Here is a 240-nt window from a genome sequence, read left to right on the forward strand (position 1 = left end):
TTTAATTTAGCGCCCGTAGCTCAACTGGATAGAGCGTTTGACTACGGATCAAGAGGTTATGGGTTCGACTCCTATCGGGCGCGCTTAACATTTATACGGGAAGTAGCTCAGCTTGGTAGAGCACTTGGTTTGGGACCAAGGGGTCGTAGGTTCGAATCCTGTCTTCCCGATAACTTACTAATACTATATGGGGGCTTAGCTCAGATGGGAGAGCGCCTGCTTTGCACGCAGGAGGTCAGC

2 tRNA genes are annotated in these 240 nt (G+C 50.4%); both read left to right on the forward strand.

The window, feature by feature from the left end:
- The first annotated feature begins 9 nt into the window (after positions 1-9).
- Positions 10-83: transfer RNA gene (locus CD036_RS12970), tRNA-Arg, on the forward strand.
- A 13-nt stretch (positions 84-96) separates the two neighbouring features.
- Positions 97-170 (forward strand) — tRNA-Pro (locus CD036_RS12975).
- The last annotated feature ends 70 nt before the right edge of the window (positions 171-240 follow it).

The organism is Staphylococcus arlettae (assembly GCF_002902345.1).
In the GTDB taxonomy this organism is placed as follows: Bacteria; Bacillota; Bacilli; order Staphylococcales; family Staphylococcaceae; genus Staphylococcus; species Staphylococcus arlettae.